The organism is Niabella sp. (genome assembly GCF_030150205.1).
GTDB lineage: Bacteria > Bacteroidota > Bacteroidia > Chitinophagales > Chitinophagaceae > Niabella.
Genome location: NZ_JASLGT010000008.1, coordinates 755,307 through 777,826, shown reverse-complemented (window position 1 = coordinate 777,826; position 22,520 = coordinate 755,307). Strand labels below are relative to the sequence as shown.

At 45.1% G+C, this 22,520-nt stretch carries 17 protein-coding genes; 10 read left to right on the top strand and 7 right to left on the bottom strand.

The features are described 5' to 3' along the window. The first annotated feature begins 1 nt into the window (after position 1). Both asnB and Q1V85_RS07960 read left to right on the top strand, forming a co-directional pair. On the top strand, positions 2-1,912 hold the full coding sequence (gene asnB / locus Q1V85_RS07965; RefSeq protein WP_300598771.1) for an asparagine synthase (glutamine-hydrolyzing): 1,911 nt from the start codon (positions 2-4) through the stop codon (positions 1,910-1,912). Positions 1,913-2,011: 99 nt separating this feature from the next. Beyond that, positions 2,012-3,049: a glycosyltransferase gene (locus tag Q1V85_RS07960; RefSeq protein ID WP_300598770.1), complete on the top strand. Its 1,038-nt coding sequence runs from the start codon at positions 2,012-2,014 to the stop codon at positions 3,047-3,049. Positions 3,050-3,088: 39 nt separating this feature from the next. Here Q1V85_RS07960 and Q1V85_RS07955 read toward each other — a convergent pair whose 3' ends face one another. Both Q1V85_RS07955 and Q1V85_RS07950 read right to left on the bottom strand, forming a co-directional pair. Then, the gene (locus Q1V85_RS07955) at positions 3,089-4,516 is read right to left on the bottom strand and encodes a right-handed parallel beta-helix repeat-containing protein (RefSeq protein WP_300598769.1); all 1,428 of its coding nucleotides are present in this window, start codon (positions 4,514-4,516) and stop codon (positions 3,089-3,091) included. Between the two features lie 225 nt (positions 4,517-4,741). Continuing rightward, positions 4,742-6,097 (bottom strand): hypothetical protein, encoded by a 1,356-nt coding sequence (locus Q1V85_RS07950; protein WP_300598768.1) that lies wholly within the window; start codon positions 6,095-6,097, stop codon positions 4,742-4,744. Between the two features lie 172 nt (positions 6,098-6,269). Between Q1V85_RS07950 and Q1V85_RS07945 the strand changes: the two genes are divergently transcribed. From Q1V85_RS07945 to Q1V85_RS07930, 4 genes are all read left to right on the top strand, one after another. Next, the gene (locus Q1V85_RS07945; RefSeq protein WP_300598767.1) at positions 6,270-7,259 is read left to right on the top strand and encodes a UDP-glucuronic acid decarboxylase family protein; all 990 of its coding nucleotides are present in this window, start codon (positions 6,270-6,272) and stop codon (positions 7,257-7,259) included. 129 nt (positions 7,260-7,388) lie between these two features. After that, positions 7,389-8,660 carry a glycosyltransferase gene (locus Q1V85_RS07940; protein ID WP_300598766.1) on the top strand — a complete coding sequence of 424 codons (1,272 nt, stop codon included), beginning with the start codon at positions 7,389-7,391 and terminating at the stop codon, positions 8,658-8,660. Between the two features lie 156 nt (positions 8,661-8,816). After that, a complete protein-coding gene (locus tag Q1V85_RS07935) occupies positions 8,817-9,491 on the top strand; it encodes a CpsB/CapC family capsule biosynthesis tyrosine phosphatase (protein WP_300598765.1) in 675 nt (224 codons plus the stop codon). A gap of 696 nt (positions 9,492-10,187) precedes the next feature. Then, positions 10,188-10,688 carry a sigma-70 family RNA polymerase sigma factor gene (locus tag Q1V85_RS07930; RefSeq protein ID WP_300598764.1) on the top strand — a complete coding sequence of 167 codons (501 nt, stop codon included), beginning with the start codon at positions 10,188-10,190 and terminating at the stop codon, positions 10,686-10,688. 221 nt (positions 10,689-10,909) lie between these two features. Here Q1V85_RS07930 and Q1V85_RS07925 read toward each other — a convergent pair whose 3' ends face one another. Then, complete coding sequence (locus Q1V85_RS07925; protein WP_300598763.1) at positions 10,910-11,554, bottom strand: MBL fold metallo-hydrolase; 645 nt, start codon at positions 11,552-11,554, stop codon at positions 10,910-10,912. 179 nt (positions 11,555-11,733) lie between these two features. Here Q1V85_RS07925 and Q1V85_RS07920 point away from each other — a divergent pair, with 179 nt between their 5' ends. Further along, the gene (locus Q1V85_RS07920) at positions 11,734-14,193 is read left to right on the top strand and encodes a DUF5686 family protein (protein WP_300598762.1); all 2,460 of its coding nucleotides are present in this window, start codon (positions 11,734-11,736) and stop codon (positions 14,191-14,193) included. Positions 14,194-14,445: 252 nt separating this feature from the next. Here the strand turns inward: Q1V85_RS07920 and rpiA are convergent, their stop codons facing one another. After that, the gene (rpiA, locus tag Q1V85_RS07915; protein ID WP_300598761.1) at positions 14,446-15,123 is read right to left on the bottom strand and encodes a ribose-5-phosphate isomerase RpiA; all 678 of its coding nucleotides are present in this window, start codon (positions 15,121-15,123) and stop codon (positions 14,446-14,448) included. A gap of 29 nt (positions 15,124-15,152) precedes the next feature. Next, on the bottom strand, positions 15,153-16,334 hold the full coding sequence (locus tag Q1V85_RS07910; protein ID WP_300598760.1) for an aspartate aminotransferase family protein: 1,182 nt from the start codon (positions 16,332-16,334) through the stop codon (positions 15,153-15,155). A gap of 298 nt (positions 16,335-16,632) precedes the next feature. Here Q1V85_RS07910 and Q1V85_RS07905 point away from each other — a divergent pair, with 298 nt between their 5' ends. From Q1V85_RS07905 to Q1V85_RS07895, 3 genes are all read left to right on the top strand, one after another. Next, entirely contained in the window at positions 16,633-18,036 is a 1,404-nt protein-coding gene (locus tag Q1V85_RS07905; protein WP_300598759.1) for a cobalamin-dependent protein, read from the top strand. A gap of 80 nt (positions 18,037-18,116) precedes the next feature. Next, on the top strand, positions 18,117-20,090 hold the full coding sequence (locus Q1V85_RS07900; RefSeq protein ID WP_300598758.1) for a methylmalonyl-CoA mutase family protein: 1,974 nt from the start codon (positions 18,117-18,119) through the stop codon (positions 20,088-20,090). 43 nt (positions 20,091-20,133) lie between these two features. Then, a complete protein-coding gene (locus Q1V85_RS07895) occupies positions 20,134-20,592 on the top strand; it encodes a hypothetical protein (RefSeq protein ID WP_300598757.1) in 459 nt (152 codons plus the stop codon). Between the two features lie 289 nt (positions 20,593-20,881). Here the strand turns inward: Q1V85_RS07895 and Q1V85_RS07890 are convergent, their stop codons facing one another. Together Q1V85_RS07890 and Q1V85_RS07885 are read right to left on the bottom strand one after the other, a co-directional pair. Next, positions 20,882-21,376, bottom strand: a complete 495-nt coding sequence (locus tag Q1V85_RS07890; protein ID WP_300598756.1) for a metallophosphoesterase family protein — start codon at positions 21,374-21,376, stop codon at positions 20,882-20,884. Between the two features lie 208 nt (positions 21,377-21,584). Continuing rightward, positions 21,585-22,277 (bottom strand): hypothetical protein, encoded by a 693-nt coding sequence (locus Q1V85_RS07885; RefSeq protein ID WP_300598755.1) that lies wholly within the window; start codon positions 22,275-22,277, stop codon positions 21,585-21,587. Positions 22,278-22,520 lie beyond the last annotated feature (243 nt).

Below are 22,520 nucleotides of genomic sequence, written 5' to 3'. Positions count from 1 at the left end.
CATGTGTGGTATTGCGGGTTTCATAGATTTTAATCAGAAAAGTTCCAGGGATATTATTTATCAGATGACAGCCTCCATGTCCCACCGGGGTCCGGATGGGCAGTCTGAATTTTTTGAACAGCGGAAGGGATTCCAGGTTGGTTTGGGTCACCGTCGTTTATCTATTATCGATCTTAGTCATGCAGCGGATCAGCCCATGATCTATGAAGACCTGGTGGTTGTTTTCAATGGGGAGATCTATAATTACAATGAAATCAAGGAAGAACTGACAGCCAGGGGGCATCGGTTTCAGACGACCTCCGATACAGAGGTAATCTTGCACAGCTGGAAGGAATGGGGCGATGCAGCCATTCATAAATGGCACGGAATGTTTGCGCTGGTGTTATATGACCGTGGCAGGCAGGAACTGACGGCTATCCGGGACCGGGCAGGGGTAAAGCCTTTTTACTATTCGTTCCGGGATGGCCTGTTTCTTTTTGGATCGGAACTAAAAGCCCTCATGGCTCATCCGGCCTATCAAAAAGAAGTTAGTCCGGAAGTAGCGGCTTCTTTCCTTCAATATGGTACTGTTCCGGCACCATATTCCATCTTTAAAAATACTTTTAAGCTCCGGGCCGGGCATTTGCTGCGTATGAACCTTCAGAAACGAGAGGTGATAACAGAGCAATATTGGAATGTATACGATTATTACAATAAACCTAAACTTAACATCAGTTTACCCGATGCTATCAGGGAAACGGAGCGCATCCTCGAAAAGGCTTTCCAGTATCGTATGGTAGCAGATGTGCCGGTAGGCGTTTTCCTTAGTGGAGGGTTTGACAGTGCCTGTGTAACGGCCCTTTTACAAAAGAATAAAACGGACCGGATTAAAACGTTTACCATTGGTACCACAGACAATAAATTGGATGAAGCACCTTTTGCAAAACAAATTGCAGCTCATCTGGGCACAGATCATACCGAGTATTATTGTACGGCAAAAGAGGCTTTAGACATTATTCCGGAGCTGCCTTTTTATTATGACGAACCTTTTGCCGACAGTAGTGCCATTCCTACCATCCTTGTAAGCCGGCTGGCCCGGCAAAAAGTGACGGTGGCACTTTCTGCGGATGCCGGTGATGAGATCTTCGCGGGATATAACCGGTATGATTATATTAACCGTTATGGACAAAAACTGCAGAAGATACCGCCTACTCTCCGGAAAATGGCCGCCGGGCTGATGGAACGTATTTCATCAGAGGCCATACCCGTGTTGCGGAATAAGGCCAATTTCCACAGCCGTTATGATAAATTAAAGAACCTGCTGCACGATCCCTCTCCTGCGGAAATGCTGAAGAATCTCAGCATTGTTTTTTCGGACAGGGAAATAGGAAAGTTTTTTGCCTTCGCACCAGGCGGGCTTTCTACCCTGTACCATAGCCGGGAGCTGAAGCCCGAATATTATGACGCCCTTTCCTTCATGATGGCGGTGGATTATCAGACCTACCTGGCGGATGATATTTTACAAAAAGTAGACCGGGCTACTATGAGCACCAGCCTGGAGGGGCGGGAGCCTTTTCTGGATCAGGATATTATTGAATGGGCGGCACAGTTACCTGCGGAATATAAATACCACAAGGGTATTAAAAAGCATATCCTGCGGGAGATTGTGTATCAGCACATACCCAAAGAATTAATGGACCGCCCGAAGATGGGTTTTGGCATTCCGGTGGCCGATTGGCTGGCCGGGCCGTTAAAACCGCTGGTAAATGAATACCTGGGAGATACAGCCCTGGCCTGGCATGGCCTGTTTCAACCAGCAGAGGTGCAACGTTTAAAGCGTGATTTTTTTGCCGGCAGGAAGGAAAAGTATCTTAAAGTCTGGCATTTATTGATGTTTCAGCTATGGTATCAGAAATGGATAAATGTTGTCTGAAAAAGGAAACCGTTTTTATAGTTTCATTGTCGTTTGTTATTTAATTTCAGGGTCTTGGCAAAAAAAAATATTCTTTTCATAGTGCCTTATCCTTTGAATATGGCACCATCGCAACGGTTTCGTGTTGAGCAGTTCTTTCCGACGCTCAACGAGAATTTTATATCGTATGATATTGCCCCCTTTTTAGATGAAAAGACCTGGAACTTTCTTTACAAAAAGGGAGGCGCTATCCAGAAAGTTTATGGAATAATGGCCGGATATATCAGACGGTGGCGTATACTTTTCAAACTACATAGGTATTCGGTCGTTTTTATTCACCGTGAAGCGGCACCGCTCGGCCCTCCTGTATTTGAGTGGCTGATCGCCAAAGTGTGGAAAAAAAAGATGATTTATGATTTTGATGATGCCATATGGATACCGAATACCAGTGCTGAGAATAAAAAAATGAATGTGCTCAAGTCTTTTTGGAAAATACCAAAGATCTGTAAATATGCGTCGATTGTATTTGGAGGTAACGATTTTTTATGTGCGTTTGCAAAGGAAAGTGGGGCCAAACAGGTGTGCTACCTTCCTACGGTTGTAGATACGGAAGACAGGTATGAAAAAATAAAATCGCAGCACGCGGATATCGGGATTACGATCGGTTGGACAGGCTCGCATTCTACGCTTAAATACCTTGATCTAATTGTTCCAATATTGAAAAGGCTGGAAACGGAATACGAATTTAGCTTTGTTGTCATAGCAGACAAGGATCCGGTTATACCATTGAAGAACTATATGTTCATTCCCTGGAAGGCGCCAACCGAAATAGAAGATTTGAAGACAATCGACATAGGGCTTATGCCCCTTACCAATGATAAATGGAGTGAAGGCAAATGCGGTTTTAAATTAATTCAATATATGGCTTTGGGTATTGCGGCTGTTGCATCGCCGGTAGGTGTCAATAAAACCATTATTTCTAACGGATATAATGGTTTTTTATGCGAGGATTCTGATGAATGGTATATAGCCCTGGAAAAATTGGTTAAAGATGTAAGCTTAAGAAGGACTATATGTGAAAATGGACGAAAGCGTATTGAACAAAAATACAGCGTTATTTCTCAGAAGCGCGTTTTCATTGACGCCTTGAAATCGTGAGAAATATAGTAATGCAGTTGCTTATATGAAGCGTAAATTTTAGTCTGTGGCGATCATTTTATTGCCTCCCCCGTCAACATTAGAAGTTTCACAGCATTGGGTTATATAATATTTTTTCCGATACTGCATTGTTGTGTTCTTATAATATGCCCCTCTTAAAACGCCAATAAAATCTCCGGTCGGATAACTATCCACCATGCTGATAAACTTGCAGTTTATTAGTTGATATTTTTCCTTTGCCTGCCAACTTACAGGAGCGCTGAACCAAAAAAGTTTTTTATAACGGGCGGTCAATGTACAATTTTCAAACCGCACGCGTCTTTTGTCATTTGATTCGATAAGAAATGCTCCGGACGGCTGTTGTCCATTATAAGGTTTATCTTCAATCTGACATCTGATAAATTTAGTAGCATCCTGGTCATTGGGCGAGTCGTAGCCATGTACGATGGGACCATAAATTTTGCATGCAGTAAAAGTAAATCCAGGTTTAGTGGTCCAGATGCTCCAGGTAGTACTACTCCAGAAGGTACAGTTATTAAAAGTCATATTACGGCTATCGCCACCATCAGCCACCATACAGCAACCGGTTGCATTTATAAACTCGCAGTTTTCAAACACGCCATTTTGATTAGGGCCATATTCGGCTTCAATGTCTAATCCGGCTCCCGGGGGAGAATAAAATTTCCCCTTTCCGGTATGATTAAACTGGCAGTTTCGGGCGTATACGCCATTGCCTCCAATCCATGAAAAACCCTGACGAGCGTTGTAGTTGAATTTACTGTCAAGTATTTTTATATTGTCAGCAGTGCCTGTCTTTATATTAGCAACGCAGATTCCGTCTAATCCAAAATGATGTGAATTTACATTTTGGATTGTTATCCCCTTACTGTTTTGTATAAAAATACCATAGTGTGGCAGTTGATAACCTACATCGCCGTACCCTCCTCCCAATATAATCTTATCATTATTTCCGTCCAATTCAATGTCTTTTACTGCAATATTTTGGGATTTATCAATGAATATGCAATGCCCAAGGCTTGCGGCCCATCGTGAATCAACAAAGTAACCATTACCCTTCCGGGGGTGCCCGCTGGCAGGATCGAAGGACCCATATTTCATTGCGTCCCGGTATCTTAAAACAGCACCGGAAGAACCTTCAATTGTGAAATTTCGGACATTTGTAAAATGTAGTACATCCTGCCCTTTCCAATTGAATTGTTCGTTTTTGCCATTGTCAATAATTTGATTGCCTACAAGATAGATCCCTTTGGAGATTTTTAATTTACCATTACCGCCTCGTTCGTTAAAAAATGCGGCGGCTTTTTGGAATGCTGCGTGGTCATTAGTCCGTCCGTCGCCACGTGCCCCAAAGGATTTGATATCCCGGATTATTACAGATTGAGCAATCAAATGGCTTTGTAAAATGCACCCGGAAAACAGGGTAAAAAGAAATACAAAAGCTCTCATAGTTATAAAATATTTGAAATATCGATTCAAAAATACATAAATCCCGGACGTGGAGTTATTTAAACTGCGATGGGGAAAGTGGGAGTATCAGGTTTTGCAATGAATGTGGCCAATGAAAACAACGATTTGATTTTCCTGAAATGATAGAGATTGCAAGACCCTGATTTTTGAATGAATTAAAACCTCGCATTATGAATGAAAATCGTGCGAATCAGATTTTTAACGTCAAATTTTCAGAAGTTTTAAAAGCGATTGTTGGCCGGAGACATTTTTATAATAGATAATCATTATCGGCAAGGCATAAAATGGAAGACAGGGTATTTTATACCGGGAAAGCGTGCCGAAATTTCCAGTACTGATACCTACAGAAAAAGCAAAAATTATAGCAAAGATCAGGCAAAACTGTAGGGTCGAATCTTTTGCTATCGTCGTCCAACATCGGCGGAATCCAACGACAATAAGTAGTTTGACAGTTAAAAAAAGTAATAGAAACGCTTCCAGGCCTGAAGCCAAAATAATGAGCTTTTTTGATTCCCATAAATAAGGGCGAAACAGGGTTACATTTACTGCAAGCGGGAATTTCACGAGCATATCCCCCATACCGTTTATTTTTCCCAGGTCGTAGGCAGAGCCTTCTTCCCCGGATGAATATTGGATCCAGTCGCGGGTTATCTGCGCAGTTTGCTCGATATTTTCCAGTGAATACCGCCCTAACATTTCTTCTCCTAACGAAGATGTCATTATATACAGCGATCCGGCAAGGGTAAAGGATAAAACCAGTAACTTAAGCAGGAACCTGCCGGCTGCATTCTGCATCCGGCTGGTATAAACGGAGAGCACCCAGATCAATAAGGCGGGTACAAAGGCAACCAGGATATAGAGTTTTACCCGGGCCACCAGCCAAATGCTTAAAATAGTCAATAGAATATTTCCGGCCTTAAAATTCTTTTGAATCAGCATCTGGAATACGCCATACGTAAGCCAGCCCAGGCCAAAAAGACAGATAGTGTCTTTAAAGATCCCCGATCCCCATACCACCACACTGGGAATAAAAAGAACCGCAATGGCTACCGGTTTTACAAGATCGGGGTAGATCCGCGCAAACGTCCGGAACAACGCCCACATGCCGGTAAAAGAAAGGGCCGCAAAAGTTACTGCAATGGGCAGGTAGGTAGTACCCAGCGGAAGACCCAAAAAAGCAGCAAGTGCGGCCACACTGTAACTGGCTGGATCCTGGTACCAGAACATCCTGCTGATATAATCATAATAACCAACTGTACTATCATCAGGGATACGAAGCAAGAGATTGATCCATTTAACCGGGGAATCATCAAAAGCACTGTTAATAATTTTGGCATGCAAAAAATAGTTCATAGTATCACCTCCCTGGTAATAATACTCATACACCATCCCGATAAAAACAGCCCCGATGATCTTTAATGATAACCCTGTAATAAAATAGGGCCGGTATGCATGCCCGGGCGGATAATGCCGGTTACGGAACCGGAATGCAATGCCATAAATAGCCGCTAACACAAAGGGAAGAATTGCGTAATCCAGGAGCGTTATATTTGGAGCCATTTGATGCGGTTATTAAATAAGGAGTAAAAATAAAGCATTCTTATGGCTCCGTTAACGGACCGCTCTTATTTTTATTTGCTCCACACGAAGAAAAGCAGGATGTACACCGTTTTAACTCATGCCGATCATGTAGCTTTGTGTTGTTTATCATTGGTTTTATAACATTTGAGATATGCAGAAACGCGTCTTAATAACCGGTGCCGCCGGTTTCCTGGGGTCACATCTCTGTGACAAATTTATCGCTGAGGGGTATAAGGTGATCGCGATGGATAACCTGATCACCGGAGATCTGAGGAACCTGGAGCATTTATTTCCCCTTCCGGATTTTGAGTTTTATCATCACGATGTGACCAAGTATATTCATATTTCCGGGGCGCTGGATTATATCCTGCATTTCGCCTCTCCGGCCAGTCCCATCGACTATTTAAAAATTCCCATCCAGACGCTGAAAGTGGGCGCTATGGGAACTCATAACTGTTTGGGCCTGGCAAAAGATAAAAAAGCGCGGATACTGGTAGCCTCCACCAGCGAAGTATATGGTGATCCCCTGGTGCATCCGCAAACGGAGGAATACTGGGGAAATGTAAACCCCGTAGGTCCCAGGGGTGTTTACGATGAGGCAAAACGGTATATGGAGTCCATTACCATGGCGTACCATAATTTTCATAAAGTAGATACAAGGATCGTCCGGATATTTAATACCTACGGACCACGCATGCGCCTTAATGATGGCCGGGCGCTGCCGGCATTTATCGGACAGGCTTTGAGGGGAGAGGATATTACAGTATTCGGAGACGGATCCCAAACGCGCAGTTTCTGTTTTGTATCGGACCTGGTGGATGGGATCTATAAATTGTTATTGAGTTCCTATACTTACCCTGTCAATATTGGAAACCCCGATGAGATCTCGCTAAACGACTTTGCAGAAGAAATTCTGGCGTTAACAGGCAATAGCGTTAAAATTGTTTATAAGCCATTACCTGCCGATGATCCAAAGCAACGTAAGCCGGATATTACAAAGGCGAAGGATATTTTAGGCTGGGAACCCCAGGTGTCCAGGAAGACCGGTCTGGAGATGACATACGAATATTTTAAAAATCTTTCTTCTGAAGAGTGGAACCATCAGCCGAGAGAATTTATTAAAACAATACCCTCCTCCTGATTTACTCATCCATTTTTCATAAAACTTTCTTACCTTGTGGTATCAAGCCCTGTTAATACAAATAAACAGGGCGTTTTTTATGACGAAAACTGGTGTTTTTTTTCAACACAGATGTAAACTTTTTGTAAAATGCCAAGGATACTGCGTATTCATAACCGGCTGATTACCGGGGGACCGGTTTATAACGTATTGAATCTTACGAAATTTCTTGAACCGGATTTTGAAACCCTGCTGGTAGTAGGCGAGAAGGAATACCACGAACAGGATGCCAGCTTTCTGGCTGAGCAAATGGGTATAAAACCATTACTGGTTCCGGAAATGGGCCGTTCTATTCATCCGTTGAAAGATTATAAGGCCTATCACCGGATTACCGAAATTATTAAAGAATTTAAACCGGATATCGTGCACACCCACGCGGCGAAGCCGGGAGCGGTAGGCCGGCTTGCGGCGTATCATATGAAAGTACCGGTAATTTTGCATACCTATCACGGCCATGTATTTCATTCCTATTTTAATAAGGCCAAGACCCAGGTTTTTTTGAATATAGAACGTTACCTGGCAAAGAAAAGCACGGCATTGATCGCCATCAGCCCGGAGCAAAAATCAGAACTGGCCGTTCAATACAAAATTGCCAAAGAAAGCAAATTTCAGGTGGTACCTCTTGGCTTTCAGCTGGAACGGTTTATGGAAGGCCAGGATGAAAAACGGCAGGCATTCCGGAAGGAATTTGATTTAGCCGCGGATGAGATCGCCATTGGCATTACCGGGCGTTTGGTACCGGTAAAAAATCACGACCTGTTCCTGGATGCGCTGGCCTATGTGCTGAAGCATACTACAAAAAAAATAAGAGCATTTATTGTGGGAGATGGTACATCCTGCCCGCATATACAGGAGAAGGCAAGAGCGCTGAATATTTCCTATTGCGTCAGCGGTGAAGTGTGGCAGGGGCAGCCACTGGTTTTTACGTCCTGGAGATCGGATATGGATGTGGTGAATGCCGGTTTGGATATTGTTTGCCTGACCTCGCTCAATGAGGGTACGCCTGTAAGCCTCATTGAAGCCCAGGCTGGAAATAAGCCGATTGTTGCTACAAATGTGGGCGGTGTAAAAGATGTGGTAGAAGATGGAAAAACGGCATTGTTGGCCGGCGTTCAGGACCGGCAACAGCTTTTTGATCATTTATTGGCGCTGGTGAATGATGACGCATTAAGGGCGGGGATCGGGCAATCCGGGGTTGATTTTGTTTCGGACCGGTTTGGCGTAAAAAGACTGGCTGCAGATTTCAGGGCGCTGTATTATGCTTTATTAAATAAAAAAGGAAGCCCACGAAACAATATACAACCCACCGCTTCTGAAAAACAGCAGGAACGTTTACTGCGCCGGCAACGAAGCAATGTTTGATTTAGATGATTGGAGCAGGATATCTATTTTCCGGATGAAAGGCCCGGTCCGGATTTAAAAATTTATCTTTGCTTCCAATTTCAGTAACATATGTTTGGTCTTTTCTCAAGTAAAAATAAAAAACAGCCAATAGATTACACATTAGTAAGAACCGATATGCATTCTCATTTGCTGCCGGGGATCGACGATGGCGCACCTGACCTTGAAACTTCTATAGCCCTGATCCGGGATTTTAAGGAACTGGGCTACTCTAAATTGATCACCACACCGCATATACTCTGGGATCTGTATAAAAATACACCGGCAATTATTGAAAAAGGGTTGGATCAACTCCGCAAGGCGTTGAAGGAAAACCAGGTGGAGATCGAGATCGAAGCGGCTGCAGAATATTTTCTGGATGATCATATGCTGGAGCTGCTGCAAAAGAAAGAACCACTGCTGACAATTAAGGATAATCTTGTTTTAACGGAATTCTCCACCATGCATCAGTCGCTATCCATGAAAAACGTCCTGTTTGATGTACTGATGGCGGGGTACCAGCCCATACTTGCGCATCCGGAGCGGTATATTTATTTATACAAAAAATGGGATCTGTTTCATGAAATAAAGGATAACGGGGTACAGTTTCAGCTAAACCTGCTTTCGGTTACAGGCGGATATGGGGCACGGGTACAGGAGATTGCCCAATACCTGCTCGATCACGACTTCTACTCATTTGTAGGAACCGATCTGCACCACGAAGGGCATATGGCCCGGCTGAAAACACTGACCATTCCCGCTAAACTGCAGGAGCTGCTTGCAAACGGACGTATATTAAATAGCGGTCTTTAGCGGGTAGGAGGTAGTTATCAGTTTTCAGCAATCAGTTTTCAGCTTTCAGACGATGACAACCGGAGATCGTGATTTGTTTTAGATGCGGAAGCTGGGAGTAACAGCGCAGGATTATCTGAACGCTAAAAGCTAAATGCTAAAAGCTGCTAGCGATCAGCCATTAGCTTTCAGTTGATTCCATTGGGGATCGGGGATTGGCATATGCCGGTATTAATCGGCTCTAACATTGAATATTACACCTGGAACTGGTTTTCAGTGATCAGTTGTCAGCTTTCAGACGATGACAACCGGAGATCGTGATTTGTTTTAGATGCGGAAGCTGGGAGTAACAGCGCAGGATTATCTGAATGCTAAAAGCTTAAAGCTGTTAGCAGTCAGCCGTTAGCTTTCAGTTGATTCCATCCGGGATCGGGGATTGGCACATACCGGTGTTAATCGGCTCTAACATTAAACATTGAACCTTAAGCCTGCAATAATTCCCTTGTCTCCCCAGTCTATATGTCCCCCAAGCAACAGCAAATAGCCCATAAATCATCAAGTATAAAACGGAACATTGAACCGAAACCTGAAACGTTCCCCCAGCCGGGCAAAATGTCAGGTGTCTTCAAACGGTAAACTTTTTGTTATAATTGGACGAGCGACTTTGCGCTTACCGGGTAAAGCTTTAATTTAGACAAATTTCAAAAAAGGCGGGTTATGGCAAATAAAGAATTTAATGAACTGTTGGTAGACAATGCGGATTTTCTGAAACCCTTTGCTGTAAATCTTACAAAGAACTCAGAATCAGCGAATGATCTTTACCAGGAAACGCTTTATAAAGCACTGGCAAACTCAGAAAAATACAACTCCGGAACCAATATAAAGGCATGGCTTTTTACCATCATGCGGAATATCTTTATTAATGATTACCGCAGGAATGTAAAACGTAAAACCATTTTAGACAGCACCCCGGAAGACTACCTGATCAATATGAGCCAGGTTTCTGTGGTCAATACGGCAGAAAGCTCGCTCAGGGAGAAAGAGATCAATGCGGCTATTGAAGGACTCCCCGAAACCTTTAAAGTGCCGTTCCGCCTGTATTTTGAAGGGTATAAATACCAGGAAATAGCAGAATATCTGAAAGAACCCCTGGGAACGATCAAAAGTCGTATCCACTTTGCACGAAAACTGCTGAAAGAACAGATCCGGAGGTATTAGGAATTTGAAGATGTGAAAATGTGGAAATTGGATTGCACATCGGGTATGAAATGGAATCTAACCTTAAACAGTTCTCAGCTTTCAGTGGTTAGCAATCAGCTGATCAGGTTTGTGATTGGAGATCTGTCATCAAGTGCGGACTGTGCACAACCTTGAACCTGAAACTTCTATTGCATCAGGTATAAAACTCATTTACAAACGAATAGAACCCCTTTACCGGATCATAAATCCTGGATAAAGGGGTTATTTCTTTTTTCATACCCGATACTGGTTCCGGGGCCATGACCGGAAAAGACCTTTGTATCATCCGGCAGGGTATACAACTGGGTCCGGATGGAATGCTCCAGCGTAGCAAAATCGCCACCCGGCAAATCAGTACGCCCGATGCTGCCGCTGAACAGGGTATCGCCGCTGATAAGGATACCGCTTTCTTTATGGTAAAATGACAGGCTGGCCGGTGAATGCCCGGGGGTAAAAAGCAGGGTAAGGATATCATCTCCCAGGGAAATGGTGTCCGACGCATCCAGGAAAACCAGCGGGCCGGTATAAGGCGCAAAAGAAAAGCCATACATCTCCGCCACTTTGGGCCCGGATTGTAATACAACCTGCTCCCCTTTATGGAGATGCAGCGGCAATTTCCAGGTGTCGGATACAAACTGGTTGCCCAGGATGTGGTCGATATGACAATGCGTATTGAGCAGGTAAACCGGTTGCAGTTTTTTTTCGTCAATAAACCGGAGGAATTCGTTGCGCTCCGTTTCGTTGGAAAACCCAGGGTCAATGATGATACATTTCCCGGTTTCGTTGTAAAGGATATAGGTATTTTCCTGGAACGGATTGAAGACAAAACGATGAATTGATAACATAACAAATCTTTACTTTACTTTTAGGCCATGAAACATTCCGGACCTTTTTGTGATCAGTACAAAAATAACGTACCGCAGGGAGGCCCGTACTGCTTTTCCGGAAAATACGGCCGTTTTAGAACGCGCAAATATACGGATGAGATCACTGAACATGTTGAAAACCCCATGATAGAATGCGAATGATGAGATTGGTCTTATTGTGCTGGATCGTGCTGCTGCAGGTAAACTTATGGGCGCAAAATGATCTTTCCGGTGTGGTAAGGGATAAGCATAGCGAAGAACTGGTGCCATTTGTTTCGTTTCAGTTCAAAAATACCGGCACCGGCTTCATTGCCGATTCGGCAGGCAATTTTCATTTTGAAGCAAAACAATGGCCTGCCGATACACTGGAGATCTCTAACGTTGGTTATGAAACCCAGCTGTTGCCGGTAACGGCTTTTAAAAAAGGGATGGCAGTTTATCTGGAACCCAAAACCTATGACAATGGCGTGGTGGTTAAGGCTAAAATAGATATGGGACTCTGGCTCTGGAAGAACATTGTGAAGCATAAACCGGAAAATGACCGCTTCCGCCGGTTCGATAATTTCTATTACGAACTGTACAATAAGATGGAAATGGATCTTAAAAACATCCGGAGCATCCAGAAGATCGCCAGCATCAAACCCTTCCGGCCGATGAATGAGCTGATCAAAAAGAACCTGGACAGCTCGGAGGGAGTAAAAGTGCTGCCCACTTATCTGACAGAATCGGTTTCTGATTATTATTTTCAAAGACGGCCGCAGCGCAGGCGGGAGGAGATCAAAGGGGTAAACACCAATGGTATCAAAAATGAAAGCATGATAAAGTTCCTGGGCGGAATGGACCAGGTGATCAATATTTATAATGATTTCATTAATGTGTTCAATAAAGAGTTTATCAGCCCGGTAAGCAACAATGGCGATTTTTATTATAAATACAATGTAAGCGATACGCAACGCATCGGCGGAATCAAGTATTACCACCTGGTTTTTATACCCCGGCGTCAGGGAATGAATACATTTGAAGGGGATTGCTGGGTAGAGGGCGGAAGCTTTGCGGTTCAGAAAATGAACCTGCGGTTAGATAAAAAAGCCGATGTGAACTTCCTCGAACGGTTGAGCCTGATACAGGAATACAAAAAGATCAACGACAGCACCTGGTTTATTTCAAAAGATAAACTGGTGGTTGATTTTTCTCCGTTTAATAACCGGGTTCCCGGGGTGATCGGGCGTAAGACCAGTACCTATCAGCATGTACTGGTAAATGATACCACGGTGCGGAACCGGTTGCTGCAAAATAAAACCCAGGAAGAGATCATTGTAAAGGCCGGCTCTGGTGCAAAAGACCGGGTTTATTGGGACAGTGCCCGGCATGAAGGCCTTACGAACACGGAACAGGGGATCATCAAAATGATGGACACCATTGTGAATGCAGCTCCCTTCCAGAAAATAACCCGGCAGGTAGGTTTCCTGGCCACAGGGTATATCAATATCGGTAATGTAGAGCTGGGTTCGGCGTATAACTGGTTTACGGGAAATTCCTGGGAAGGATTCCGGACCCGGTTTGATATTGCCAGCAATAAACACTTTAATAAAAAATTCCGCTGGCATACCTACCTGGCATATGGTTTTGGCGACAAGCAGCTAAAAGGACAGGGTGAACTCTTTTATCTTCCCCGGAAAGATCCGCGCCGGTACTGGTACATGGGGTATCAAAAAGACATGGACTTTGGCCAGGTGTATTTTGGGGAAATTACTTCCGATAATATTTTTGCCTTTGCCATCCGCAAACCCAATATACCGCTAAAGTTTATCAGCCTGGAAAAATGGCAGGTTGAATTTTTTAATGAAACCCGCGGCGGTTTTTCCACCTTGCTGGGATTCAATTCCCGTACCTATACACCGTTGAAAAACCTGGTGCCGGCAGATTCATTTGGCACCGGCAGCAACCCGCTGAGGGCTGCAGAAATCTCCCTGCGGCTGCGGTACGCTTTCCAGGAAAAATTTATTGAATCGCATTTTTACAGGACCAGCCTGGGCAGTCCTTACCCGATTGTGGAAGCTACGGTTTCAAAAGGAGTTTCCGGACTGTTGGGCGGCCGGTACAATTACACAAAGGTTCAGGGAAGTATTTCCGATAATATCAAAACACCGCCGTTCGGAATCATTTCTTACCAGGCCTACGGAGGCAAAACCTTCGGTACATTGCCGTATACCTTCCTGAATGTAGCGCCGGGCAATGAACTGTATTATTATAATAAATATGCATTTAACATGATGAACCGCTACGAGTTCATTCATGATCAGTTCCTGGGTATCAATTTCGAGCACAATATCGGCAATGGTATTTTTAAAGCGATACCGGCGCTTAAGTTCCGTCAGTTTTATACGGTGAAAGCGCTTTGGGGATCTTTATCGGACGCCAATAAGGCGCTGAATTTTAAAGAGGGACATACCTTTCAATCGCTGGACGGAAAAACCTATCTTGAAGTAGGAACAGGGATCGACAATATCCTGCACTTTCTTCGTGTAGACTTTATCTGGAGATTGCTGCCCAAAGATGCGCTCCGGAGCTCCACGGAAAAATTCGGTGTTTTTGGAAGCATCCGGCTGAATTTGTAAGGGCGCAGATCTGAAAATTTGAGTCCCGATGGCTATCGGGAGTGGAAATTTGAAAATGGAGATGCCGTTACGGCTCGATGACCGCACTCTAAAATAAGAAATAAGAAATGTGAGAATGATAAGCGGATCGTAACATTCAACCGTCTTAAACTATATTCAACAATGTTCAACCACCTCAAACGCATTGTGGAAACCAGACACCTGGTTTGAAACGGGGCACAACATGAAACATCAAACCTAAAACTTGAAACTTCACCCCCCTGCTGTAATGATCTCTATCCCGTTGCCCTTGCCAACAATAATATAATCGGCCAGATCGATGAACAATCCATGTTCTACAACGCCGGTGATATGATCCAGCTCTTTTGCCAGTAAACCTGGTTCATCAATCAAACCAAAGCTAACATCCAGGATATGGTTTCCCTGGTCGGTGATATACGTATGGCCGTTCTTAACCCGGAGGGTGGCCGTTCCGTTCAGGGCGCTTAATTTACGGGAAACGGCATTGGCTGCAAAAGGGATCACTTCAATCGGCACCTTAAAGGCGCCTAACTTTTCCACCTGTTTGGATGCGTCTGCAATGATGAGCTGCGTTTGGGTGATGGAGGCCACGATCTTTTCACGCAGCAATGCACCGCCGCCGCCCTTGATCAGCTGAAGACGGTTGTTGAATTCATCGGCTCCGTCGATGGTGACATCGATCGTTTGGATATCATTGATATCGGCCATAGGAATATTCCATTCTTCAGCAAGCTGCCGGGTTGCATCAGAAGTAGGTATGGCCCGGATCTGCAGCCCCTCACGAACCATCTGCCCGATTTCCTTTATGGCAAAATAGGCGGTGGAGCCGGTGCCCAAACCCACGATCTGTCCGTCTTTTACAAAAGAAACCGCTTTTAACGCCGCATTGATTTTTTCCTGTTCGTTCATGGTATCTGCATTTTAAATGGCTGTAAGCCCTATAGGGTTTCTAAAACTTCATTAATCAGGCTGCATGCTTTTTTTATTTCCTCTTCGGTGATGGTTAATGGCGGACAAATGCGAAAACTGGATGCCGCAAACAAAAACCAATCAGTAAATACGCCCCTTTCCAATAGCCGGTCAATGATCTTTTTATTGGTTTCAAAAGAATCGAAGGTTACCGCCATCCACAACCCAAACGAACGGATCTGGTTAATCCTCGGATGCTTCAGCAGCGACCGGAATAACTCTTCCTTTTGATGAACGGTTTCCGCCAGTTGTTCTTTTAATAACACCTGTAATGCTGCATAACCCGCTGCACAGGAAACAGGGTGTCCGCCAAAGGTGGTGATATGGCCCAGCACGGGGTTCTCCGTTAACGACATCATGATCTTCCGGTCGCTGATAAATGCGCCCAGCGGCATGCCGCCTCCGAGCGCCTTCCCCAGCAAGAGGATGTCCGGAACGATATCAAAATGTTCAAAGCCCCAGAGCTTGCCGGTTCTTCCAAAACCTGCTTGTATCTCATCCAGCACCAGCAGGGTGCCGGTTTCGGTGCATCGCTCCCGTACCGCTTGTAACCAGGCTTTATCCGGTGCAAGCACGCCGCCCTCTGCCTGTATGGTTTCAAGAATGACACAGGCGGTAGCAGCATCGATCCGGTGTAACCAGTTCGTATCATTATAATCGGTATGCAAAATACCGGGCAGTAACGGCCGGTAAGCATTGCGCCAGTATTCGTCGCCTAAAATACTCAATGCTCCCTGGGTAGAACCGTGATAAGAGTTTTTGGCGGCAATGATCTGTGTGCGCCCGGTATAGCGCTTGGCCAGTTTCATAGCGCCTTCCACGGCTTCAGCCCCTGAATTGGTAAAATAAACGGAACTCAGACTGGCCGGCAAATGATCGGCCAGCAGTTTGGCGTATTGCACCTGCGGACTTTGAACCACCTCTCCATAAACCATTACATGCAGGTAGTTGTCTAACTGTTTTTTGATAGCGTCGATCACCTCCGGATGTCCATGGCCCGTATTCGCAACGCTGATACCGCCAATAAGGTCGATGTATGCTTTGCCATTGATATCGAAAAGACTGCAGCCCTTTGCCCGGGAAATCTCCAATGCTAAAGGAGCCGTTGAAGTTTGGCCTACATGCTGTAAAAAAAGTTCCCGCTGATTCATTGGGGCAAATTTACACGGATTATAATTTGAAAATTTGAGAATGTGGAAATTGGGCAATAGGTAATGGTCAATAGTGAATGAATAACAGTTAATGGTAAATAGTCAATAGTTAGTGGGCATTGGCTATCAGATCAGCAAGCATGAACTGCAACATTCCTTTGTCCCACCTGTCTTCCCGCCTCCCAAAATTAAAGACGATAGCACATTGTGTATGAAACCAGTCCTCCCTTAAACTTTAAACACCAGATCTCAAACGTAAAACTGAAACCGTACATTTGCTAACAATTGTTCGGTGAAAATGAAAAAAAATACATTGCGCATGGTAACGGCTGCCTCCCTGTTTGACGGGCATGATGCGGCGATTAATATCATGCGCCGGATTTTGCAGTCAAAAGGAGTGGAGATCATCCACCTGGGACATAACCGGGGTGTGCAGGAGATTGTGGAATGTGCCATTGAGGAAGATGTGCATGCCATTGCTATTACCAGCTACCAGGGCGGCCATATAGAGTTTTTCAAATACATGAAAGACCTGCTGGAAGAAGCGGGCTGCGGCCATATAAAAATTTTTGGCGGCGGCGGCGGCACCATCCTGCCACAGGAGATTGAAGCATTACATGCGTATGGCATTGCAAAGATCTATAGTCCGGATGACGGACGAAGGCTGGGACTGGAGGGAATGATCGAAGAGCTGATCGGCATCGTGCGTTCTGAACAATCCATCGAAGCATTTAATAAGGCTCCGGATAACTGGACGGGAAGTCCTCCGCTGGGTGAAACGAAAGAGATCCGGTCAATAGCGCGTGCCATCACACTTGCGGAAGCAGGGACGGATGCGCACAAACAGGTACCGGGGTCAGCTATTGCAACAAAGGTTCCTGTGCTGGGCATTACCGGAACGGGCGGTGCGGGCAAATCATCCGTAACAGATGAGCTGGTGCGCCGTTTTTTAAACGAGTATACTGATAAAACGGTTGCCGTGATCTCTGTAGATCCTTCCCGGAAGAAAACAGGGGGTGCCTTGCTGGGCGACCGTATCCGGATGAATGCGATCAACCATCCCCGGGCCTATATGCGCTCCATGGCAACACGCGATGATCATGTGGCATTGAGCGGCGCCATACAGCAAGCATTGGATGTATGCAGGCAGGCGGCATTTGATCTGGTCATCCTGGAAAGCGCAGGAGTTGGTCAAAGCGATGCTTCGATCGTGGATTATGTAGATGTAAGTATGTATGTAATGACGCCGGAATATGGAGCGGCCTCACAATTGGAAAAGATCAATATGCTGGACTATGCCGATCTCATCTGCATTAATAAGTTTGACAAAGCGGGCGCAGCAGATGCGCTGATGGAAGTAAAAAAACAATACCGGAGAAATCATCAGTTATGGAATGCCGGCGATGCGGAACTGCCTGTAACGGGTACCATTGCTGCAAAGTTCAATGATCCCGGTGTGAATGATCTGTTCTTACAGGTGATCCGGAAGCTGAATCAGCAATGTGGCACAGCATTTAATGAAGCGATTTCGTTTCAGTATACCGCGCAGCTGGAACGCTCCATCATTCCGGGCAAACGGACAAGGTATCTTTCGGATATTGCGGAATCGATACGGCATTATAACCGTCATACAAATGAACAGGCGGAGATTGCCACCCGGCTCTACCAGCTAAAGGGCGTTTTAAAAATGTATGAATCCTGATGACCGTTGAATGCGCTGAAGGAACAACTGCAGCAGGAGGTAAACGTATTTTATAAGAAATTCAAAAAGGAATCAATCGGATGTCGGAGCATCAATCCATAAAAGAAACATTAGAGGCCGCGTATCAAACCCTGTTACAACAGCTGGACCCGGCGTACCAGCAGCTGCTGGAAGAGTGGCCGGAACTCCGGAAGCAATATGAAGGCGAGGTATTTGAATTCACGGTTCGCAACCGTACGATCCGGTTACCGCTTACGGCCACTTCACTGAGCGGAACAACGATCCGTAAAATTGTTTTGCCCCGGTATAAGGATTGGGGCGATCTTTTAAAGTGGCAGCTGCAGGAAAATGTTCCCGGCCGGTTTCCTTTTACGGCAGGAGTATTCGATCTCAAACGGGAGGGAGAAGATCCTACCCGGATGTTTGCAGGCGAAGGCAGTCCGGAACGCACCAACAAGCGCTTCCATTACGTAAGCGCGGAGGCCCCGGCAAAACGGCTGAGCACGGCGTTTGACAGTGTTACCCTTTACGGGGAAGATCCCGGGCACCGGCCGGATATTTATGGAAAGATCGGCAACAGTGGCGTAAGTATTGCTACTGTAAATGACGCTAAAAAACTATACAGCGGCTTCGATCTTTGCAATCCCGCCACTTCCGTATCCATGACCATTAACGGCCCGGCACCCGTTGTACTTGCTTTTTTTCTGAATGCAGCCATTGATCAGCAATGCGAAAAATATATTACGGAGCATCAGCTCTGGGACCGGGTGGATGCCGTACGTCAAAAGAAATTCAGCAAGCTGGCGACACCACAATATCACAATCCGCTGGCTCCCCAGGGTTTGCCGGAAGGACATAATGGACTGGGGCTTCAGTTATTGGGGATCAGCGGGGATGAAGTACTGGAGGCCGGTGTATATGCGGCCATTAAGGCAGATGCGCTGAAAAAAGTACGGGGTACGGTGCAGGCAGATATTTTAAAAGAAGACCAGGCGCAGAATACCTGTATTTTTTCTACAGAGTTTGCGCTAAAGCTGATGGGGGATGTGCAGGAGTATTTTATACAGCAGGAAGTAAAAAACTTTTATAGCGTCAGCATCAGTGGATATCATATCGCAGAGGCCGGTGCCAACCCGGTTACACAACTGGCATTTACGCTGGCAAATGGATTTACCTATGTGGAGTATTACCTGAGCCGGGGGATGCATATCGATGACTTTGCGCCCAATCTCTCCTTCTTTTTCAGCAACGGCATGGATCCGGAGTATAGCGTGATCGGCCGGGTTGCCCGCCGGATCTGGGCAAAGGCTATCAGGGATGTGTATAAGGGGAATGAACGTTCTCAAAAGTTGAAGTATCATATTCAAACCTCCGGCCGCAGCCTGCATGCACAGGAGATCGATTTTAACGATATCCGCACCACGCTTCAGGCGCTGTATGCCATTTACGATAACTGCAACTCGCTGCATACAAATGCCTATGATGAGGCCATTACCACGCCTACAGAAGAAAGTGTACGCCGGGCCATGGCCATTCAGCTGATCATCAACAGGGAGCTGGGTACGGTAAAAACAGAAAATTTTATACAGGGCAGTTTTGCTGTGGAGGAGCTGACGGACCTGGTAGAGGAAGCGGTATTGATGGAGTTTGACCGGATCAATGAACGCGGCGGGGTATTGGGTGCCATGGAGCGGATGTATCAGCGCAATAAGATCCAGGAAGAGAGCATGTATTATGAAATGAAAAAAAACGATGGCAGTTTACCCCTGGTGGGTGTAAATACCTTTTTGAATAAACAGGGAAGTCCGACCATCCTTCCGGATGAAGTGATCCGGAGCACAAAAGAAGAGAAGGAACAACAGATCAAAAATGTAACGGATTTCCGGGAGCTGAATAGGGAAGAAAGCGCCGGGGCGCTATTGCAATTAAGGAAGGCAGCGGTTACCGGGGAAAATCTTTTTGAAGTGCTGATGGATTGTGTAAAGACCTGCACGTTAGGACAAATAACCCATGCTTTATATGAAGTAGGCGGTCAATACAGACGCAGTATGTAATATTTTCTTAATTTCGCTGGATTCACTGTCAAAAAAGATAAATATGGAAACGGGTTTGCTACATCTACACAGTTTCTTACGTTGGGTTATTTTGCTGTTATTGCTGATCGCTATTTTTAAAAGTATCGGTGTCGGAAGCCGGCCATTTACCAATGGACATCGCAAAGCGGGGCTGTTTTTGATGATTGCAGTAGATATTGAATTTTTGATAGGCATCATTCAATGGGTTACCGGTGCCCATGGTTTAAAAGTAATACAGGATCAGGGGATGTCGGCAGTAATGCAGAATGCAACCCTCCGCTTTTTTGCAGTAGAGCATATAACCATGATGCTGATTGCTGTCGTATTGATCCATATTGGAAAATCATTTGCGAAGAAAAATATTTCAGACCGTAAAAAGCACCGGAAAACCGTGCTGTTTTATGTACTGGCGCTCATTATTATCCTTGCTGCTATTCCCTGGCCGTTCCGTGAAATAGGCATGGGAAGAGGATGGTTTTAAAACAGGCTTTCTGACAAAGGCCGTTTTAAACTCAATACATGCTTTAGTGCAGGTTTAACATTCATTGTTTAAGCTGATTCCCCACCCAGTTCCCAGCCCCCAGCCCCAATGTAATCGACTGATAGCTAAAAACTGATTACTGAAGACTGATGACTAATTACTGATAACTGATGACTGATGACTGATGACTGATAGCCGAAGGCTGAAACCCGGCTCCGCTTTCATGCCCGCTGACCGGATAGCCATTGCCTGTTAACTATTCACCATTGACTATTGTCCATCCCCATTTTCATCCTTTTCCCAATTCAATCACCTCGCAGTCGCGGATATTTTTACCCTCAATTACAAACCGGATCAATGTACGCACCTGGTGCCATCCCTGCTTTCCTGCAGCCCCGGGGTTCATATGCAGGCACTGCAATTTATCGTCATAAATAATTTTCAGGATATGCGAATGGCCGCTGATAAAAAGTTGCGGGTATTCTTTTAAGAGCAGGGGTTTGGTTTCTTTATTGTACCGGGGCGGATAGCCGCCGATATGACGGATCATCACTTTTACATCTTCACACATAAATACCAGTGTTTCCGGAAATACCGACCGGATTTCCTGTCCGTCAATATTGCCATAAACACCCCGGAGCGGTTTAAACTGCCGGAGCTGATCTGCCAGTACCAGGTTGCCAAAGTCGCCGCCATGCCAGATCTCATCGCAGTCTTTAAAATAATGAAAGATGGCTTCGTCTAAAAAGCCATGGGTGTCTGATAATAAGCCGATCCGTTTCAATGCTTTTTGCGCTAAAAATAGCCATAAAAAAACAGCCGGGCAAATGCTTTCAGAAGCATTCAATCGCCTAAAAGCCGGTGAATGAACCATGGCGAAATACGCATTGTATCAACTGGTAACGCTGATTATTTGTCAGTTTAATGCGTTGGCAAGTGCAAAAAAAGGTCCCGCTTTTGCAGGACCCTTTTGTAACCAGTAAGATTCAATTTTAAAATACAAAACCGATCCGTACACCGGTAATCACATTGGGGGCTAATTCAAAGCCACTGCCTGCTGATTTTTGGGTAACGGTTGGAGCGTCATTGATGTTTGTTGTGGTTTTACCTTTTTTAGTGCTTAAGAAACCAAAGCCGGCTTCTGCACCCAGGAAAACGCGTTTTGCAATGTAGTAGTCTGCTCCGGCTACTGCTCTTACGCCAAATCCAACACTTCCGGGGCCTTTTACGCTGCCGGAATTATCCTTTGCATAAGCGGTTCCGCCAATAGTGGCATCATTGAATTCTGTTTTTTTGTTGGCCACACTCAACAAAAGATCACCACCCACATAAGGAGATAAACGATCTGTACCTTCAAAATGCTTTTCCACACCCAGGTTTACCAGGAAATCTGTCTGACTTGTTTTGAACGTGCCTTTGTGGGCATCATCACTTGGATCATAAAGGTTCTTGGTGTTGCGGACACTGCTCAGGCCAAAACCCAGCCGGAACGCCAGTGTTTCTTTAGCAAAATAACGGAAGCGCAACAGGTTGCCCTGCTCATTTAACTCAAAGTTGGAATTTAACACACCACCAGACAGGCCGAATTCGGTTGTTACATCACCCTGATTTGGTTTGATTTCACTTTGCGCGTTTACCCCTGCTACAACTGCCAGGGAAAAGATACTCAATAGGATTTTTTTCATTTGATCGAAATTTTACATTTTGCCGCCATGGGACAAGAAGCATGCCAGACGATAACAAAAATTTAAAGATCCCTTAGCGATTTATTAACATTAAAACAGGGCATTATTTGTAACAAACGTGCGTTTACCGGCAGCAAACGCAGACGGGCAAAGGCATACAGGAATGTTTGCAGCGGCTTGAGGATGAATATTTTCGGTATTTGACCAGGGATTAAAAAAAATGCAGCTGTTGCAAAAACATCA

Bases quoted from the DNA above. Each gene is read 5' to 3' on its own strand.
- asnB (WP_300598771.1), top strand. From the start codon at position 2: ATGTGTGGTATTGCGGGTTTCATAGATTTTAATCAGAAAAGTTCCAGG.
- Q1V85_RS07960 (WP_300598770.1), top strand. From the start codon at position 2,012: ATGGCACCATCGCAACGGTTTCGTGTTGAGCAGTTCTTTCCGACGCTC.
- Q1V85_RS07955 (WP_300598769.1), bottom strand. From the start codon at position 4,516: ATGAGAGCTTTTGTATTTCTTTTTACCCTGTTTTCCGGGTGCATTTTA.
- Q1V85_RS07950 (WP_300598768.1), bottom strand. From the start codon at position 6,097: ATGGCTCCAAATATAACGCTCCTGGATTACGCAATTCTTCCCTTTGTG.
- Q1V85_RS07945 (WP_300598767.1), top strand. From the start codon at position 6,270: ATGCAGAAACGCGTCTTAATAACCGGTGCCGCCGGTTTCCTGGGGTCA.
- Q1V85_RS07940 (WP_300598766.1), top strand. From the start codon at position 7,389: ATGCCAAGGATACTGCGTATTCATAACCGGCTGATTACCGGGGGACCG.
- Q1V85_RS07935 (WP_300598765.1), top strand. From the start codon at position 8,817: ATGCATTCTCATTTGCTGCCGGGGATCGACGATGGCGCACCTGACCTT.
- Q1V85_RS07930 (WP_300598764.1), top strand. From the start codon at position 10,188: ATGGCAAATAAAGAATTTAATGAACTGTTGGTAGACAATGCGGATTTT.
- Q1V85_RS07925 (WP_300598763.1), bottom strand. From the start codon at position 11,554: ATGTTATCAATTCATCGTTTTGTCTTCAATCCGTTCCAGGAAAATACC.
- Q1V85_RS07920 (WP_300598762.1), top strand. From the start codon at position 11,734: ATGATGAGATTGGTCTTATTGTGCTGGATCGTGCTGCTGCAGGTAAAC.
- rpiA (WP_300598761.1), bottom strand. From the start codon at position 15,123: ATGAACGAACAGGAAAAAATCAATGCGGCGTTAAAAGCGGTTTCTTTT.
- Q1V85_RS07910 (WP_300598760.1), bottom strand. From the start codon at position 16,334: ATGAATCAGCGGGAACTTTTTTTACAGCATGTAGGCCAAACTTCAACG.
- Q1V85_RS07905 (WP_300598759.1), top strand. From the start codon at position 16,633: ATGAAAAAAAATACATTGCGCATGGTAACGGCTGCCTCCCTGTTTGAC.
- Q1V85_RS07900 (WP_300598758.1), top strand. From the start codon at position 18,117: ATGTCGGAGCATCAATCCATAAAAGAAACATTAGAGGCCGCGTATCAA.
- Q1V85_RS07895 (WP_300598757.1), top strand. From the start codon at position 20,134: ATGGAAACGGGTTTGCTACATCTACACAGTTTCTTACGTTGGGTTATT.
- Q1V85_RS07885 (WP_300598755.1), bottom strand. From the start codon at position 22,277: ATGAAAAAAATCCTATTGAGTATCTTTTCCCTGGCAGTTGTAGCAGGG.